This window comes from Delftia sp. UME58, from assembly GCF_014170385.1.
In the GTDB taxonomy this organism is placed as follows: Bacteria; Pseudomonadota; Gammaproteobacteria; order Burkholderiales; family Burkholderiaceae_C; genus Comamonas; species Comamonas acidovorans.
The window spans coordinates 57,856-71,513 of record NZ_LZZV01000003.1 but is presented as its reverse complement, the minus strand read 5'-3'; the positions used below and the strand labels follow the sequence as shown (position 1 = coordinate 71,513).

Below are 13,658 nucleotides of genomic sequence, written 5' to 3'. Positions count from 1 at the left end.
GCTCCTAGGGTTGTGGGGGCAAGGCGTATAGCTCCAAGTGCAGCAAAAGTGCAGCAGAAACTCCAGCTACAACGAAAAAAGGGTTACGACACTGTCGTAACCCTCTGATCTTATTGGTTGCGCGAGAAGGATTTGAACCTCCGACCTTTGGGTTATGAGCCCAACGAGCTACCAGACTGCTCCATCGCGCGGTATTCCAAAATTATAGCAGATTATTCAGCTGCCTTGGCTTCGGCGGCGCCTTCTTCAGCGCGCTCGACCAGTTCCACGAAGGCCATGGGGGCGTTGTCGCCCACGCGGAAGCCCATCTTCAGGATACGGGTGTAGCCACCAGGACGCTTGGCGAAGCGGGGGCCCAGCTCGTTGAAGAGCTTGGTCACGCTGTCGCGGTCGCGCAGGCGGTCGAATGCCAGACGGCGGTTGGCAACGGTGTCGACCTTGGCCAGGGTGATCATGGGCTCGATCACGCGGCGCAGTTCCTTGGCCTTGGGAACGGTGGTCTTGATGGCTTCGTGCTCGATGAGCGAATTCATCATGTTCTTCAGCATCGCCAGGCGGTGCGAAGAGGTGCGATTGAGTTTGCGGAGGCCGTGACCGTGACGCATGGTGCTTTATTCCTAAAATATGTAATTAGGGCTTGCGCAAACAAGGATGCAAGCCCGGACCCGTTACCGGATCTGCAGCTTGCCTCAACCGAATTTGCGCAAGTTGTTGATTAATTCGGGCAGCCGTATCAGGTACTGCCCGAGGCACTGAGGCTCTCCAAAAAGGAGAGCCCGCAATTATAGCGCTTAGCGCTTTTCCAGGCCGGCAGGCGGCCAGTTCTCGAGCTTCATGCCCAGCGTCAGACCGCGGGAAGCCAGGACTTCCTTGATCTCGTTGAGCGACTTGCGACCCAGGTTGGGGGTCTTGAGCAGCTCGTTTTCGGTACGCTGGATCAGGTCGCCGATGTAGTAGATGTTCTCTGCCTTGAGGCAGTTGGCCGAACGCACGGTGAGTTCCAGCTCGTCCACGGGACGCAGCAAGATGGGGTCAAAGGCGGTTGCGGCACCACGGCCACCGGCCGGAGCATCGAAGACGCTGGCGATATCGCCGCCGTCCAGCTGAGCGAACACGGCAAGCTGTTCCACCAGGATCTTGGCGGAGGCGCGCACGGCGTCCTCGGCAGTGATCGCACCATTGGTTTCGATCTCCACCACCAGCTTGTCGAGGTCGGTGCGTTGTTCAACGCGGGCCGATTCGACGGCGTAGCTCACGCGCTTGACGGGCGAGAACGAAGCGTCCAGCACAATGCGGCCGATCGACTTCGTGGACTCGTCGCCATAGCGGCGCACGTTGCCGGGCACATAGCCGCGGCCCTTCTCCACCTTGATCTGCATGTCCAGCTTGCCGCCTTGCGACAGGTTGGCGATGACATGATCAGGGTTGATGATTTCCACGTCGTGGGGCGTCTGGATGTCGCGCGCCGTCACGACGCCTTCGCCATCCTTGCGCAGGGAGAGCGTGACCTCATCGCGGTTGTGCAGCTTGAACACCACACCCTTGAGGTTCAGCAGGATGTTGACCACATCTTCCTGGACACCGTCGATGGACGAGTACTCGTGCAGCACACCAGCAATCGTCACTTCCGTCGCTGCGTAACCCACCATGGACGAGAGCAGGACACGGCGCAGGGCATTGCCCAGCGTATGGCCGTAGCCACGCTCAAACGGCTCCAGAACAACTTTGGCGCGATTGTGGCCAAGCTGCTCGACATTGATCGTCTTGGGCTTCAGCAAATTGGTTTGCATGCAGACTTCCTCTCAATACCCCCGGCTCGTTACACCGGTAAGGCTGGTGAAGCACCCCAGCGCGATGCCTCGCGGCTGGGGGACGGTTTTACAGAAATGTCGCTGCGCGGAATTAACGCGAGTACAACTCAACGATCAGGGATTCGTTGATGTCTGCACCGAACTCGTCGCGGTCAGGCGACTTCTTGAACGTGCCTTCAGCCTTGTCGGCAGACACTTCCACCCATGCGGGGAAACCGACTTGACCAGCCAGTTGCAGGGCTTCGACGATACGAGCCTGCTTCTTGGACTTTTCACGCACGGCGACCACGTCACCCACCTTCACCATGTAGGAAGGGATGTTGACGGATTGGCCGTTGACCGTGATGGCCTTGTGCGACACCAGCTGACGCGCTTCCGAGCGGGTCGAGCCGAAGCCCATGCGGTACACCACGTTGTCCAGACGCGACTCCAGCAGCGACAGCAGATTGGCACCGGTGTTGCCCTTCTTCTTGTCGGCGGCTTCGAAGTAGCGGCGGAATTGCTTTTCCAGCACGCCGTACATGCGCTTGACCTTCTGCTTTTCACGCAGCTGCAGGCCGAAGTCGGAAGTACGCTGACCGGAAGTGCGGCCGTGCTGGCCGGGCTTGGTGTCGAACTTGGACTTGTCGGCGATCGAGCGACGTGCGCTCTTCAGGAACAGGTCAGTGCCTTCACGGCGGGAGAGTTTGGCCTTGGGGCCGATATAGCGTGCCACTTGATTTCCTTTGTGTCATCTGCCGTGCACAAGCACGGGAGCCGCCCGCGATGTTACACATCTGGGCGGCGGTGGGCTTGGTGAAAAAGCTTAGATACGACGGCGCTTTTGAGGGCGGCAGCCGTTGTGGGGAACCGGCGTCACGTCCGCGATGGAAGTGATGCGGATGCCCAGGGCGCCCAGGGCGCGAACCGAGGATTCACGGCCGGGACCGGGACCCTTGATTTCGACGTCCAGGTTCTTGATGCCCTGTTCGATGGCAGCACGACCAGCCACTTCCGAAGCCACCTGGGCAGCGAAGGGAGTCGACTTGCGCGAACCCTTGAAGCCCTGGCCACCCGACGAGGCCCACGACAGAGCGTTGCCCTGGCGGTCGGTGATGGTGATGATCGTGTTGTTGAACGAAGCGTGCACGTGGGCAATGCCGTCCGAAATGTTCTTACGGACTTTCTTGCGAACGCGCTGTGCAGCGTTGTTTGCGGGAGACTTAGCCATAGTGATCTTTCAATCTCTTTATTTCTTCAAAGCCGCGGCACCCTTGCGCGGACCCTTGCGGGTACGTGCATTCGTGCGGGTACGCTGACCACGCATGGGCAGGCCACGACGATGACGGAAACCGCGATAGCAACCGATGTCCATCAAACGCTTGATGTTCATCGTTGTTTCGCGACGCAGATCACCTTCCAGGGTCAGGGAAGTCAGCTGATCACGGATCTTTTCCAGATCACCGTCAGTCAGTTCCTTGATTTTCTTGGAATATGCGATGCCAGCGGCTTCGCAGATCTTGCGTGCAGTGGTGCGACCGATCCCATAGATAGCGGTCAGGCCGATTTCAGCGTGCTGATGCGGCGGGATGTTAATGCCAGCGATACGTGCCATTATTCGTCCTCAAACTTTCCTATCAACCCTGGCGCTGCTTGTGGCGCTGGTCCGTGCAGATCACTCGCACCACACCTTTGCGGCGGATGATCTTGCAGTTACGGCAGATTTTTTTGACCGAAGCCGAAACTCTCATTTCATTCTCCTAAAACTCTACATCCGTTACGGCCTATCGACCGGGAAACATGCCCGCGATGGATAGATCGAATGGGCGTCTACTAACTCTTACTGGACCCGCCGGCACCGCCGGCCAGGCCCATCACTTAGTTCAATTGCCAAGTGTCGCTTTGAAGTTCGCCTTTTTGAGGAGCGATTCGTACTGTTGCGACATCATGTAGTTCTGCACCTGGGCCATGAAGTCCATGGTCACCACCACAATAATCAGCAGTGATGTACCACCGAAGTAGAACGGAACGTTGTACTTCAGGATCAGGAACTCGGGCAACAAGCACACGAATGTGATGTACACCGCGCCAGCCAGGGTCAGGCGAACCAGGATCTTGTCAATGTAGCGGGCCGTCTGGTCACCGGGACGGATCCCGGGGATGAAGGCACCACTCTTCTTCAGGTTGTCGGCGGTTTCCCGGCTGTTGAACACCAGGGCCGTGTAGAAGAAGCAGAAGAAGATGATGGCGGTGGCGTAGAGCATCACATAGATCGGCTGACCGGGGGTCAGCGTGCTAGCAATGTCCTTCAGCCAGCGCATGGATTCCCCTGCACTGAACCAGTTCACAACGGTCGCCGGCAGCAAGATGATCGAGGAAGCGAAGATGGGAGGAATGACCCCCGCCATGTTCAGCTTCAGCGGCAAGTGCGAAGACTGGCCACCATACACCTTGTTACCCACCTGACGACGCGCATAGTTCACCAGGATCTTGCGCTGTCCTCGCTCGACAAACACGACGAAGTACGTCACGGCTGCCACCACGAGAACGATGAAGATCGCGGCCAGGATGCTCATGGCACCGGTGCGCACCAGCTCCAGCAGACCACCGATGGAGCTCGGCAGACCTGCGGCGATACCTCCAAAGATGAGGATCGAGATGCCGTTGCCCAGACCACGTTCAGTGATCTGTTCACCGAGCCACATCAGGAACATGGTGCCGGCCGTCAGGCTGACCACCGCCGTGAGGCGGAAGCCGAAGCCAGGGCTCAGAACCAGACCTGCGGAGCTTTCCAGAGCCACGGCAATTCCCAGGGACTGAAAAATCGCCAGGCCCAACGTGCCGTAGCGGGTGTACTGGGTGATCTTGCGACGACCCGATTCACCTTCTTTTTTCAGCTGCTCGAATGTAGGGACCACGTAGGTCATGAGCTGCATGATGATCGATGCCGAGATGTACGGCATGATCCCCAGTGCGAACACCGTGAAGCGCGAGAGCGCCCCACCCGAGAACATGTTGAACAGATTGAGAATGCCGCCCTGCTGGCCATTGAACAGCTGCTGCAGCTGCGCTGGATCGATGCCCGGCACGGGGATATGCGCCCCGATGCGGTAAACGACCAGCGCGAGCAACAGAAAAACCAGACGGCGGCGAAGATCGCCGAATTTTCCGGTTTTTGCAATTTGAGCTGCGCTAGTAGCCACGGATGTCTTCTTTCAGATCATTAATCAGGCGATGCTGCCGCCGGCAGCTTCGATGGCAGCCTTGGCGCCGGCGGTAGCGCCGATGCCGTTGAGCTTGACAGCCTTGCTGATTTCACCGCTCTTGATGATCTTGACCACCTTTGCGATTTCACCAACCAGACCGGCTTGCTTCAGAGCTGCCAGATCGACTTCGGCCAGGCCCAGCTGTTCCAGAGCGGACAGGGTCACTTCTGCATTGAACTTCAGCAGATGCGACTTGAAGCCACGCTTGGGCAGACGGCGCTGCAGAGGCATTTGACCGCCTTCGAAGCCCACCTTGTGGTAGCCACCCGAACGCGACTTCTGACCCTTGTGACCACGGCCGGCAGTCTTGCCCAGGCCGGAGCCGATGCCGCGACCGACACGGCGCTTGGCGTGCTTGGAGCCCTCTGCAGGCTTGATGCTATTGAGTTCCATCATCAATCCTTTCAGAGAACTTTGACCAGGTAGCTGATCTTGTTGATCATGCCGCGCACGGCAGGCGTGTCCTGCAGTTCGCTGATGCTGTTCAGCTTGCGCAGGCCCAGGCCACGGACAGTGGCGCGGTGCGATTCCTTGGTGCCAATGGGGCTGCGCACCAGTTGCACCTTCACGGTTTGTTGCGTTGTCATGTGATTGACTCCGATCAGGCGGTGAAGATGTCTTCAACCGACTTGCCGCGCTTGGCTGCCACTTCCGAAGGGGTCGTGGAGTTCTTCAGAGCGTCAAAAGTCGCGCGGACCATGTTGTAGGGATTCGACGAACCATGGCTCTTGGCCACGATGTCGGTGATGCCCAGCACTTCGAAGACGGCGCGCATCGGGCCGCCGGCGATGATGCCGGTACCCTTGGGAGCGGGGTTCAGCATCACGGATGCTGCGCCATGCTGACCCATCACGGTGTGATGGATCGTGCCGTGCTTCAGGGACACCTTGATCATGTTGCGACGGGATTCTTCCATCGCCTTTTGCACGGCTGCAGGCACTTCCTTGGACTTGCCCTTGCCCATGCCAACGCGGCCATCACCATCGCCAACCACGGTCAGTGCAGCGAAGCCGAGGATACGACCGCCCTTCACAACCTTGGTGACGCGGTTCACCGCGATCATTTTTTCGCGCAGACCGTCGTCACGACCTTCGTCTTGCACCTTGGGAGAAAACTTTGCCATTTCTATCCGCTCCGCTTAGAACTGCAGGCCGGCTTCACGAGCGGCTTCTGCCAAAGCCTTCACGCGGCCGTGGTATGCGAAACCAGCGCGATCGAAAGCCACTTTCTCCACGCCGGCAGCCTTGGCCTTCTCGGCAATGCGCTTGCCAATCAGCGTAGCGGCAGCCACGTTGCCACCCTTGCCGATGGCGCCCAGTTGGGTGCGCACTTCGGCTTCGGCGGTGGAGGCCGAAGCCAGCACCTTGGTGCCGTCTTCCGACACCACGCTTGCGTAGATGTGGAGGTTCGTACGGTTCACGCTCAGACGTGCCACGCCTTGCTGTGCAATGCGGATGCGGGTCTGGCGGGCACGACGGAGACGCTGCTCTTTCTTGGTCAACATAATGCAGCTCCTTACTTCTTCTTGGTCTCTTTGATCACGACCTTCTCATCCGAGTAACGGATGCCCTTGCCCTTGTAGGGCTCGGGAGGACGAACGGCACGGATCTCAGCAGCCATTTGGCCAACGGCCTGGCGGTCAGCACCCTTGACCAAGATTTCGGTCGGTGTGGGGGTGGTGACAGTGATGCCGGCCGGCATTTCGAAGTTCACCGGGTGCGAAAAGCCGATCGCGAGGTTCAGCTTGGAGCCCGAGGCCGAAGCCTTGAAACCCACGCCAACCAGCGACAGCTTCTTCTCGAAGCCCTTGCTCACGCCCACCACCATGTTGTTCACCAGCTGACGCATGGTGCCGCTCATGGCGTTGGCTTCGCGCGAGTCATTGACGGGCTCGAAAGACAGCTTGCCTTCGTTGTTGGAGATCTTCACCAGAACGTTCTGGGCTTGCGACAGCGTGCCGCCGGTGCCCTTCACATTGATCTGGTCGTCTTTGATGGACACATCCACGCCTGCGGGGATGGCCACGGGAGTCTTTGCTACGCGAGACATTTCAGTATTTCTCCTTAATGTCCGTTAGGCCACGTAGCACAGCACTTCGCCGCCCACGCCAGTGGCGCGCGCCTTGCGATCCGTCATCACGCCCTTGGGAGTGGTGACGATGGCAACGCCCATGCCGTTCATGACCTGGGGGATTGCGTCACGGCCCTTGTACACGCGCAGGCCGGGACGGCTCACGCGCTCGATGCGCTCGATCACCGGACGGCCGGCGTAGTACTTCAGGGTAATTTCGAGTTCGGACTTGCCAGCGTCGGTCTTCACTTGGAAGCCGTCGATATAGCCTTCATCCTTCAGCACCTGGGCGATGGCAACCTTGACCTTGGAGGAAGGAGCCGTCACGGTGGTCTTGGAGACCATTTGTGCATTGCGGATGCGGGTCAGCAAGTCAGCGATGGGATCACTCATGCTCATGTTTAATCTCTCCTGCTTGCTTACCAGCTGGCCTTGGTGACACCGGGGATGTCGCCAGCGAAGGCCAGTTCACGGATCTTGGCGCGGCCCAGACCGAATTGACGGAAGGTGCCACGGGGACGACCCGTGATCTCGCAGCGGTTGCGCTGGCGAGTGGGGTTCGCGTTACGGGGCAGCTTCTGCAGGCCCAGGCGAGCGGCGTCGCGCTCTTCGTCGCTGCGCTTTGCGTCAGCGGCGATTGCCTTCAGTTCTGCGTATTTGGCAGCGTACTTGGCTGCCAGCTTTTCGCGCTTGAGTTCGCGCTGGATCAATGCAACTTTAGCCATGCGCCACCTCAGTTCTTGAAGGGGAAACGGAAAGCGGCGAGCAGTGCCTTGCACTCATCGTCGGTCCGAGCTGTCGTCGTGATGCTGATGTTCAGACCACGCAGAGCGTCCACCTTGTCGTACTCGATTTCGGGGAAGATGATCTGTTCCTTGACGCCGACGTTGTAGTTGCCGCGACCGTCGAAAGAACGGCCGGAGATACCACGGAAGTCACGCACGCGGGGCAGAGCCACGGTGACGAAACGGTCCAGGAATTCATACATCTGAACGCCACGCAGGGTCACCATGCAGCCAATGGCCTGGCCTTCACGGATCTTGAAGCCGGCGATAGCCTTCTTGGCCTTGGTAACCACGGGCTTCTGACCGGCAATCTTGGTCAGGTCAGCCACGGCGTTGTCCATCACCTTCTTGTCGGCCACGGCTTCGCTCACACCCATGTTCAGGGTGATCTTGGTCAGACGGGGCACTTCCATGGAGGAGGTGTAGCCGAACTTTTCCTTGAGTTCAGCCGCGATCTTTTCGCGATACAGTTTTTGCAGTCGTGCCATGTGTTACCCCTTAGGCCGCCTTGATTTCGGCGCCGCTGGACTTGAACACGCGAACGCGTGTGCCGTCGGCCTGCACCTTGATGCCCACGCGATCAGCCTTGCCGGTCGCTGCATTGAAGATGGCCACGTTGGATTGGTGGATAGGCATGGCCTTTTCCACGATACCGCCAGTGGTGCCCTTCATGGGGTTCGGCTTGACGTGCTTCTTCACCATGTTGATGCCATCGATCAACAGGTGGGAGTCGTCCTTGCGAGCCGAGACCACGCCTTGCTTGCCCTTGTCACGGCCGGTCAGCACGATGATTTGGTCGCCCTTGCGAATCTTGTTCATGGTGCTTCCTTTAGAGAACTTCAGGTGCCAGGGACACGATCTTCATGAACTTTTCGTTGCGCAGTTCACGAGTCACGGGGCCAAAGATGCGGGTGCCGATAGGCTCCAGCTTGGCGTTCAGCAGCACGGCGGCATTGCCGTCGAACTTGACGAGCGAGCCATCGGCACGGCGAATACCCTTCGCCGTACGCACCACGACCGCGCTGTAGACCTCGCCTTTTTTGACGCGTCCACGCGGTGCAGCTTCCTTGATGGTCACCTTGATGATGTCACCAACACTCGCATAGCGACGATGAGAACCGCCCAGCACTTTGATGCACTGAACAGACTTCGCGCCGGTGTTGTCGGCAACCTCTAACCGAGATTCTGTTTGGATCATTTCAATATTCCCAACTTGCTCCAGCAAACACTCGACAGCCCCAGAGTCTTCTCAAGGGCCGCGAGCAGCCAGTCAGTCTTGGGCCCGTCGTCCACGCCGAAAACCATTTCTCGGCGCTTCCACTGGGCAGATAACTTCACGATTTTCACGTGAAGCATGGGATTGTCCCAGAAATTCCTTTGCGCGTCAAACCCTTAGCGCCTTTTTCCACCCCTGGCCAGCAGCGTTGCGCAGCGCCCACAAGGGCGCTACCAACCCAGGAGCAGCCTCAACCTCCTGAACGCCACATGCCGCCGGAGATGCCCATAAAAAAGCCGAGCCACGCGGGCTCGGCAAAGGGTGGCAGACTCAACGCAATTGTTGGCTGCGGACTGGCCGCGCTGACTGCGACGGCACGGATCGCGCAGCGGCTTGGAGCCACCGCGACTGGCTTGGGTACAGCCCCTGCCATGCGGAAAACGGACTTTCAGGCGCTTTCTTCATCGTTCCCCCTCCCTCGTCAGCCTTGTGCTGGCTGCTGTTCGCCGGCACTGGAGCACGGTGCCATGAGCGGCATTCTCATTCATAAAAACAATCGATCGCACATATTCATAATTTTTGATAATCATGCCTTGCGCAAGTGCCTGCCGCAGAAAGCAAAACGCCCTGCGGTTGCAGGGCGTTTTGCCTGGAAATGGACGGGATCAGGCAGGCAGGTACTGCGCCGCCAGCGCCATGAAGTCCGCCAGGCCGGCGTCCTGCCCCAGCTCCTCCTGGAGGATGGCAGCCACGCGCGGCGCCACTTCGGCAGCCTTGCGCGCATCCAGGAACAGCAGGCGGCTGCGGCGCGCCAGCACGTCTTCCACGGTGCGCGCGTATTCGAAGCGCGCGGCAAAGCGCACCATGGCTTCGTTCAGGCCGTCTGCCAGCCATTCGTCGTTGCCCGGCAACGCCTCCACCGCCGAGGCTTCCGTGCCATAGGAGTGCAGGCCCTGGATCTGGTTCATGCGGTGGTGCACGGCGGCCTCGGCCGGGGCGCCGGCCAGCGGCAGGCGGGCCGTGACGCCACCGGGTCGGTGCGGCAGGCGGCCGATGGCAAAGCACTCGGAGAGCACGTCTTCGGCCATGGCGCGGTAGGTGGTCCATTTGCCGCCCGTGACGGTGACCAGGCCGGTGCGGCTGGACATGACCGTGTGCTCGCGGCTGATCTTCTTGGTGTTCTCGCCGTCGTCGTCCTGGGGCTTGACCAGCGGGCGCAGGCCGACCCACATGCTGCGCACGTCGGCCAGCGTGGGCTGGCGCGTGAGGTAGCGTCCGGCCTCGGTGAGGATGAAGTCCAGCTCCTCGGGGAACGGCAGGGGCTCGCGTGCCAGGTCGTTGCGCGGGGTGTCGGTGGTGCCCAGGATGACCTTGCCCAGCCAGGGCACGGCAAAGAGCACGCGGCCATCGGCCGTCTTGGGCACGAGCAGGGCGTGATCGCTGGGCAGGAAGTCGCGGTCCACGACCACGTGCACGCCCTGGCTGGGCGCGACCATGGGCTTGACGGGACGGCCCTGGGCCTCGGCATCCTGCTGGCGGAACAGGTCCACCCAGGGGCCGGTGGCGTTGACCACGCACTTGGCGCGCAGCGTGAAGCGCCGGCCCGATTCCGTGTCTTCGCAGACCAGGCCGGCGACCTTGCCGCCTTCATGCAGCAGTTCAAGCGCGGGGCAGTAGTTGACCAGCAGCGCGCCCTTGGCGGCGGCCGTGCGTGCCAGCGCCAGCGCCAGGCGGGCATCGTCGAACTGGCCGTCCCAGTATTTGACGCCGCCCTTGAGGCCTTGCTGGCGCACGGTGGGCAGGCACTTGACAGTGCTGGAGCGCGAGAGAAATTCGGTGGCGCCCAGGCCTGCCTTGCCGGCCAGCGCGTCATACATCTTGAGGCCGATGCCGTAGAACGGCGTGTCCAGCAGCTTGTACGACGGCATGACGAAGGCCAGCGGCTGCGCCAGGTGGGGCGCGTTGTGCAGCAGCGTGGTGCGTTCGTGCAGGGCTTCGCGCACCAGGGCGATGTTGCCCTGGGCCAAGTAACGCACGCCACCATGGACCAGCTTGGTTGCACGCGAGGACGTGCCCTTGGCGAAGTCATGCGACTCCACCAGCACGACCTTGAACCCGCGCGCCGCCGCGTCCAGGGCCACGCCCAGGCCGGTGGCACCGCCGCCGATGATGGCCAGATCGTAGGTTTCAGGCTGGGCCAGGCGTTCCAGCAGGGCGGCGCGGCCGGTGGGCAGAGGGGAAGCAGCGAGGGACATGGATCTTCGACGAAGGAATGTGGGGCAAGTTAACAGGGCGCCATGTAGCCGCCATGTCAGCACCCGGGACGCCACGCCTGCGCCCAATGCGAAGGGGACGGAATCGGGTTTTCCGCTATTTTCGCTCGTTTTTGTATTTTTTTCTTCGCTATCTTTCGTTTCGTGTTTTTTGCGACCCAGGACGCCCAACGATGGACTGTGGTGCCAGCGCAGGGTATTGCGCCCAAAGCCGACGCGGCCCAACTCAGGGACGCCGAGCAAGAGCCGCCTCGCGGCGAGGGCGTCGTCCCCCTCCCGCGAAGCGAGAGAGGGGGAAGGCGCGTCAGCGCCTCAGGGGGTGCTTTTACCGAACTTTTCCGTTTTTCCAGGCATTGAGCAGCGTGTCATACGCAATCGTCTCGCCCTTGGGCTTTTCATTGGCCAGCTTCTTCCAAGGCGCCTGCTTGTCGCTGAGCCACTTGGCCGGATCGCCCTTGGGGTTGAGCTTGGGCGCGCAGTGCGCCATGCCGGCACGCTGCAGGCGGGACATGACCTGGTCCATTTCCTCGGCCAGGTTGTCCATGGCGCCCTGGGGCGTCTTCTCGCCGGTGACGGCCTGGGCCACGTTCTTCCACCACAGCTGGGCCAGCTTGGGGTAGTCGGGCACGTTGTTGCCGGTGGGCGTCCAGGCCACGCGGGCAGGGCTGCGGTAGAACTCGACCAGGCCGCCGAGCTTGGGCGCCATGTCGGTCATGGCCTTGGAGCGGATGTCGCTTTCGCGGATGGGCGTCAGGCCGACGATGGTCTTCTTGAGGCTGGTGGTCTTGGCGGTGACGAACTGCGCGTAGAGCCAGGCGGCGGCCGTGCGGTTGGCGTCATGGTCCTTGAAGAAGGTCCAGCTGCCCACGTCCTGGTAGCCGTTTTGCATGCCGTCCTTCCAGTACGGGCCGTTGGGGCCGGGCGCCATGCGCCATTTGGGCGTGCCGTCGGCATTGACCACGGGCAGGCCGGGCTTGGTCATGTCGGCCGTGAAGGCGGTGTACCAGAAGATCTGCTGCGCGATATGGCCCTGGGCCGGCACGGGGCCGGACTCGCCGAAGGTCATGCCCATGGCTTCCTTGGGCGCGTATTTCTTCATCCAGTCCACGTACTTGGTGAGCGCGAACACGGCGGCCGGCGAGTTGGTGGCGCCGCCGCGCGAGACCGATGCGCCCACGGGCGTGCACTTGTCGTCGGCCACGCGGATGCCCCATTCATCGACGGGCATGCCGTTGGGAATGCCCTTGTCGGCCGCGCCGGCCATGGACAGCCAGGCATCGGTGAAGCGCCAGCCCAGCGACGGGTCCTTCTTGCCGTAGTCCATGTGGCCGTAGATGGGCTTGCCATCGATCTGCTTGACGTCGTTGGTGAAGAACTCGGCGATGTCCTCGTAGGCGCTCCAGTTCAGCGGCACGCCCAGCTCGTAGCCGTACTTGGCCTTGAACTTGTCCTTGAGGTCCTTGCGCTCGAACAGGTCGGCGCGGAACCAGTAGAGGTTGGCGAACTGCTGGTCGGGCAGTTGGTAGAGCTTGCCGTCGGGCGCGGTGGTGAAGCTGGTGCCGATGAAGTCCTTGATGTCCAGGCCCGGATTGGTGAAGTCCTTGCCGGCGCCGGCCATGTAGTCGGTCAGGCTCATGATGCGGCCGTAGCGGTAGTGCGTGCCGATCAGGTCGGAGTCGGAGATCCAGCCGTCATAGATGGACTTGCCCGACTGCATCGAGGTCTGCAGCTTCTCGACCACGTCGCCTTCCTGGATCAGGTCGTGCTTGACGGTGATGCCCGTGATCTCGGTGAAGGCCTTGGCCAGCGTCTTGCTCTCGTACTCGTGCGTGGTGATGGTCTCGGAGACCACGGCGATCTCCTTGACGCCCTTGGCCTGCAGCTTCTTGGCCGCCTCGATGAACCACTTCATCTCGGCCATCTGCTGGTCCTTGGACAGCGTGCTGGGCTGGAACTCCGCGTCGATCCACTTCTTGGCTTCCGCCTCTCCGGCCCAGGACGCCTGCCCCGCCGCCAGCAGGGCCGCCGCGAGGGCGATGGTATGAAGTCGTTGTTTCATCTGCCGTCTCCTAGATTCTTGCTGTCTCCCCGACATGCACATGCACCAGCGGGCCCCGGGGGAGCTTCGGACCCGGCTGTTGAGAAGAGCTTCAAATATTCATGGCGCTGCGAATAGAGCAGGCATGTCCCAAGCGAGGGACAGCGAGCAAGGGCCGCCCCGCAGCGAGGCTGTCGTGCCCCTCCCGCGAAGCGAGAGA

20 protein-coding genes and 1 tRNA gene are annotated in these 13,658 nt (G+C 61.0%); all 21 read right to left on the bottom strand.

Going from position 1 to position 13,658, the window contains the following annotated elements:
• Positions 1 to 114: 114 nt before the first annotated feature.
• The 21 genes from A9976_RS00425 to A9976_RS00325 all read right to left on the bottom strand — a co-directional run bounded on the left by A9976_RS00425 (position 115) and on the right by A9976_RS00325 (position 13,459).
• Positions 115 to 191: transfer RNA gene (locus A9976_RS00425), tRNA-Met, on the bottom strand.
• A gap of 21 nt (positions 192 to 212) precedes the next feature.
• A complete protein-coding gene (rplQ, locus tag A9976_RS00420; RefSeq protein WP_012202979.1) occupies positions 213 to 605 on the bottom strand; it encodes a 50S ribosomal protein L17 in 393 nt (130 codons plus the stop codon).
• A gap of 186 nt (positions 606 to 791) precedes the next feature.
• Positions 792 to 1,790, bottom strand: a complete 999-nt coding sequence (locus A9976_RS00415; protein WP_012202978.1) for a DNA-directed RNA polymerase subunit alpha — start codon at positions 1,788 to 1,790, stop codon at positions 792 to 794.
• A gap of 112 nt (positions 1,791 to 1,902) precedes the next feature.
• A complete protein-coding gene (gene rpsD, locus A9976_RS00410) occupies positions 1,903 to 2,526 on the bottom strand; it encodes a 30S ribosomal protein S4 (RefSeq protein ID WP_012202977.1) in 624 nt (207 codons plus the stop codon).
• Positions 2,527 to 2,616: 90 nt separating this feature from the next.
• The gene (gene rpsK, locus A9976_RS00405; protein ID WP_012202976.1) at positions 2,617 to 3,021 is read right to left on the bottom strand and encodes a 30S ribosomal protein S11; all 405 of its coding nucleotides are present in this window, start codon (positions 3,019 to 3,021) and stop codon (positions 2,617 to 2,619) included.
• Between the two features lie 18 nt (positions 3,022 to 3,039).
• Positions 3,040 to 3,405 carry a 30S ribosomal protein S13 gene (gene rpsM / locus A9976_RS00400; RefSeq protein WP_012202975.1) on the bottom strand — a complete coding sequence of 122 codons (366 nt, stop codon included), beginning with the start codon at positions 3,403 to 3,405 and terminating at the stop codon, positions 3,040 to 3,042.
• A 22-nt stretch (positions 3,406 to 3,427) separates the two neighbouring features.
• On the bottom strand, positions 3,428 to 3,541 hold the full coding sequence (gene rpmJ / locus A9976_RS00395) for a 50S ribosomal protein L36 (RefSeq protein WP_003050535.1): 114 nt from the start codon (positions 3,539 to 3,541) through the stop codon (positions 3,428 to 3,430).
• Between the two features lie 132 nt (positions 3,542 to 3,673).
• Positions 3,674 to 4,993: a preprotein translocase subunit SecY gene (gene secY / locus A9976_RS00390; protein WP_012202974.1), complete on the bottom strand. Its 1,320-nt coding sequence runs from the start codon at positions 4,991 to 4,993 to the stop codon at positions 3,674 to 3,676.
• Positions 4,994 to 5,017: 24 nt separating this feature from the next.
• Complete coding sequence (rplO, locus tag A9976_RS00385) at positions 5,018 to 5,449, bottom strand: 50S ribosomal protein L15 (RefSeq protein WP_012202973.1); 432 nt, start codon at positions 5,447 to 5,449, stop codon at positions 5,018 to 5,020.
• Between the two features lie 11 nt (positions 5,450 to 5,460).
• Positions 5,461 to 5,643: a 50S ribosomal protein L30 gene (rpmD, locus tag A9976_RS00380; RefSeq protein WP_012202972.1), complete on the bottom strand. Its 183-nt coding sequence runs from the start codon at positions 5,641 to 5,643 to the stop codon at positions 5,461 to 5,463.
• A 14-nt stretch (positions 5,644 to 5,657) separates the two neighbouring features.
• Positions 5,658 to 6,179 (bottom strand): 30S ribosomal protein S5, encoded by a 522-nt coding sequence (gene rpsE / locus A9976_RS00375; RefSeq protein WP_183017336.1) that lies wholly within the window; start codon positions 6,177 to 6,179, stop codon positions 5,658 to 5,660.
• Between the two features lie 15 nt (positions 6,180 to 6,194).
• The gene (gene rplR, locus A9976_RS00370) at positions 6,195 to 6,560 is read right to left on the bottom strand and encodes a 50S ribosomal protein L18 (RefSeq protein ID WP_012202970.1); all 366 of its coding nucleotides are present in this window, start codon (positions 6,558 to 6,560) and stop codon (positions 6,195 to 6,197) included.
• Between the two features lie 11 nt (positions 6,561 to 6,571).
• Positions 6,572 to 7,105: a 50S ribosomal protein L6 gene (gene rplF / locus A9976_RS00365; RefSeq protein WP_013804444.1), complete on the bottom strand. Its 534-nt coding sequence runs from the start codon at positions 7,103 to 7,105 to the stop codon at positions 6,572 to 6,574.
• 24 nt (positions 7,106 to 7,129) lie between these two features.
• Complete coding sequence (gene rpsH / locus A9976_RS00360) at positions 7,130 to 7,525, bottom strand: 30S ribosomal protein S8 (RefSeq protein ID WP_012202968.1); 396 nt, start codon at positions 7,523 to 7,525, stop codon at positions 7,130 to 7,132.
• A 20-nt stretch (positions 7,526 to 7,545) separates the two neighbouring features.
• Positions 7,546 to 7,851: a 30S ribosomal protein S14 gene (gene rpsN / locus A9976_RS00355; RefSeq protein ID WP_012202967.1), complete on the bottom strand. Its 306-nt coding sequence runs from the start codon at positions 7,849 to 7,851 to the stop codon at positions 7,546 to 7,548.
• Between the two features lie 8 nt (positions 7,852 to 7,859).
• Positions 7,860 to 8,399 (bottom strand): 50S ribosomal protein L5, encoded by a 540-nt coding sequence (rplE, locus tag A9976_RS00350; protein WP_012202966.1) that lies wholly within the window; start codon positions 8,397 to 8,399, stop codon positions 7,860 to 7,862.
• Between the two features lie 10 nt (positions 8,400 to 8,409).
• Positions 8,410 to 8,730, bottom strand: a complete 321-nt coding sequence (gene rplX, locus A9976_RS00345) for a 50S ribosomal protein L24 (RefSeq protein WP_012202965.1) — start codon at positions 8,728 to 8,730, stop codon at positions 8,410 to 8,412.
• Between the two features lie 10 nt (positions 8,731 to 8,740).
• A complete protein-coding gene (gene rplN / locus A9976_RS00340) occupies positions 8,741 to 9,109 on the bottom strand; it encodes a 50S ribosomal protein L14 (protein ID WP_012202964.1) in 369 nt (122 codons plus the stop codon).
• Entirely contained in the window at positions 9,106 to 9,267 is a 162-nt protein-coding gene (locus tag A9976_RS00335) for a hypothetical protein (protein ID WP_013804445.1), read from the bottom strand. Before A9976_RS00335 ends, rplN begins: the two co-directional genes overlap by 4 nt.
• 525 nt (positions 9,268 to 9,792) lie before the next feature.
• Positions 9,793 to 11,382: a glycerol-3-phosphate dehydrogenase/oxidase gene (locus tag A9976_RS00330; RefSeq protein WP_183017335.1), complete on the bottom strand. Its 1,590-nt coding sequence runs from the start codon at positions 11,380 to 11,382 to the stop codon at positions 9,793 to 9,795.
• Positions 11,383 to 11,725: 343 nt separating this feature from the next.
• Entirely contained in the window at positions 11,726 to 13,459 is a 1,734-nt protein-coding gene (locus A9976_RS00325) for an ABC transporter substrate-binding protein (protein WP_012202962.1), read from the bottom strand.
• Positions 13,460 to 13,658: the final 199 nt, after the last annotated feature.

Excerpts from the sequence above, each read along its gene's own strand:
- rplQ (WP_012202979.1), bottom strand. The coding sequence starts at position 605 with ATGCGTCACGGTCACGGCCTCCGCAAACTCAATCGCACCTCTTCGCAC.
- A9976_RS00415 (WP_012202978.1), bottom strand. The coding sequence starts at position 1,790 with ATGCAAACCAATTTGCTGAAGCCCAAGACGATCAATGTCGAGCAGCTT.
- rpsK (WP_012202976.1), bottom strand. The coding sequence starts at position 3,021 with ATGGCTAAGTCTCCCGCAAACAACGCTGCACAGCGCGTTCGCAAGAAA.
- rpsM (WP_012202975.1), bottom strand. The coding sequence starts at position 3,405 with ATGGCACGTATCGCTGGCATTAACATCCCGCCGCATCAGCACGCTGAA.
- rpmJ (WP_003050535.1), bottom strand. The coding sequence starts at position 3,541 with ATGAGAGTTTCGGCTTCGGTCAAAAAAATCTGCCGTAACTGCAAGATC.
- rplO (WP_012202973.1), bottom strand. The coding sequence starts at position 5,449 with ATGGAACTCAATAGCATCAAGCCTGCAGAGGGCTCCAAGCACGCCAAG.
- rpmD (WP_012202972.1), bottom strand. The coding sequence starts at position 5,643 with ATGACAACGCAACAAACCGTGAAGGTGCAACTGGTGCGCAGCCCCATT.
- rpsE (WP_183017336.1), bottom strand. The coding sequence starts at position 6,179 with ATGGCAAAGTTTTCTCCCAAGGTGCAAGACGAAGGTCGTGACGACGGT.
- rplR (WP_012202970.1), bottom strand. The coding sequence starts at position 6,560 with ATGTTGACCAAGAAAGAGCAGCGTCTCCGTCGTGCCCGCCAGACCCGC.
- rplF (WP_013804444.1), bottom strand. The coding sequence starts at position 7,105 with ATGTCTCGCGTAGCAAAGACTCCCGTGGCCATCCCCGCAGGCGTGGAT.
- rpsH (WP_012202968.1), bottom strand. The coding sequence starts at position 7,525 with ATGAGCATGAGTGATCCCATCGCTGACTTGCTGACCCGCATCCGCAAT.
- rpsN (WP_012202967.1), bottom strand. The coding sequence starts at position 7,851 with ATGGCTAAAGTTGCATTGATCCAGCGCGAACTCAAGCGCGAAAAGCTG.
- rplE (WP_012202966.1), bottom strand. The coding sequence starts at position 8,399 with ATGGCACGACTGCAAAAACTGTATCGCGAAAAGATCGCGGCTGAACTC.
- rplX (WP_012202965.1), bottom strand. The coding sequence starts at position 8,730 with ATGAACAAGATTCGCAAGGGCGACCAAATCATCGTGCTGACCGGCCGT.
- rplN (WP_012202964.1), bottom strand. The coding sequence starts at position 9,109 with ATGATCCAAACAGAATCTCGGTTAGAGGTTGCCGACAACACCGGCGCG.
- A9976_RS00335 (WP_013804445.1), bottom strand. The coding sequence starts at position 9,267 with ATGCTTCACGTGAAAATCGTGAAGTTATCTGCCCAGTGGAAGCGCCGA.
- A9976_RS00330 (WP_183017335.1), bottom strand. The coding sequence starts at position 11,382 with ATGTCCCTCGCTGCTTCCCCTCTGCCCACCGGCCGCGCCGCCCTGCTG.
- A9976_RS00325 (WP_012202962.1), bottom strand. The coding sequence starts at position 13,459 with ATGAAACAACGACTTCATACCATCGCCCTCGCGGCGGCCCTGCTGGCG.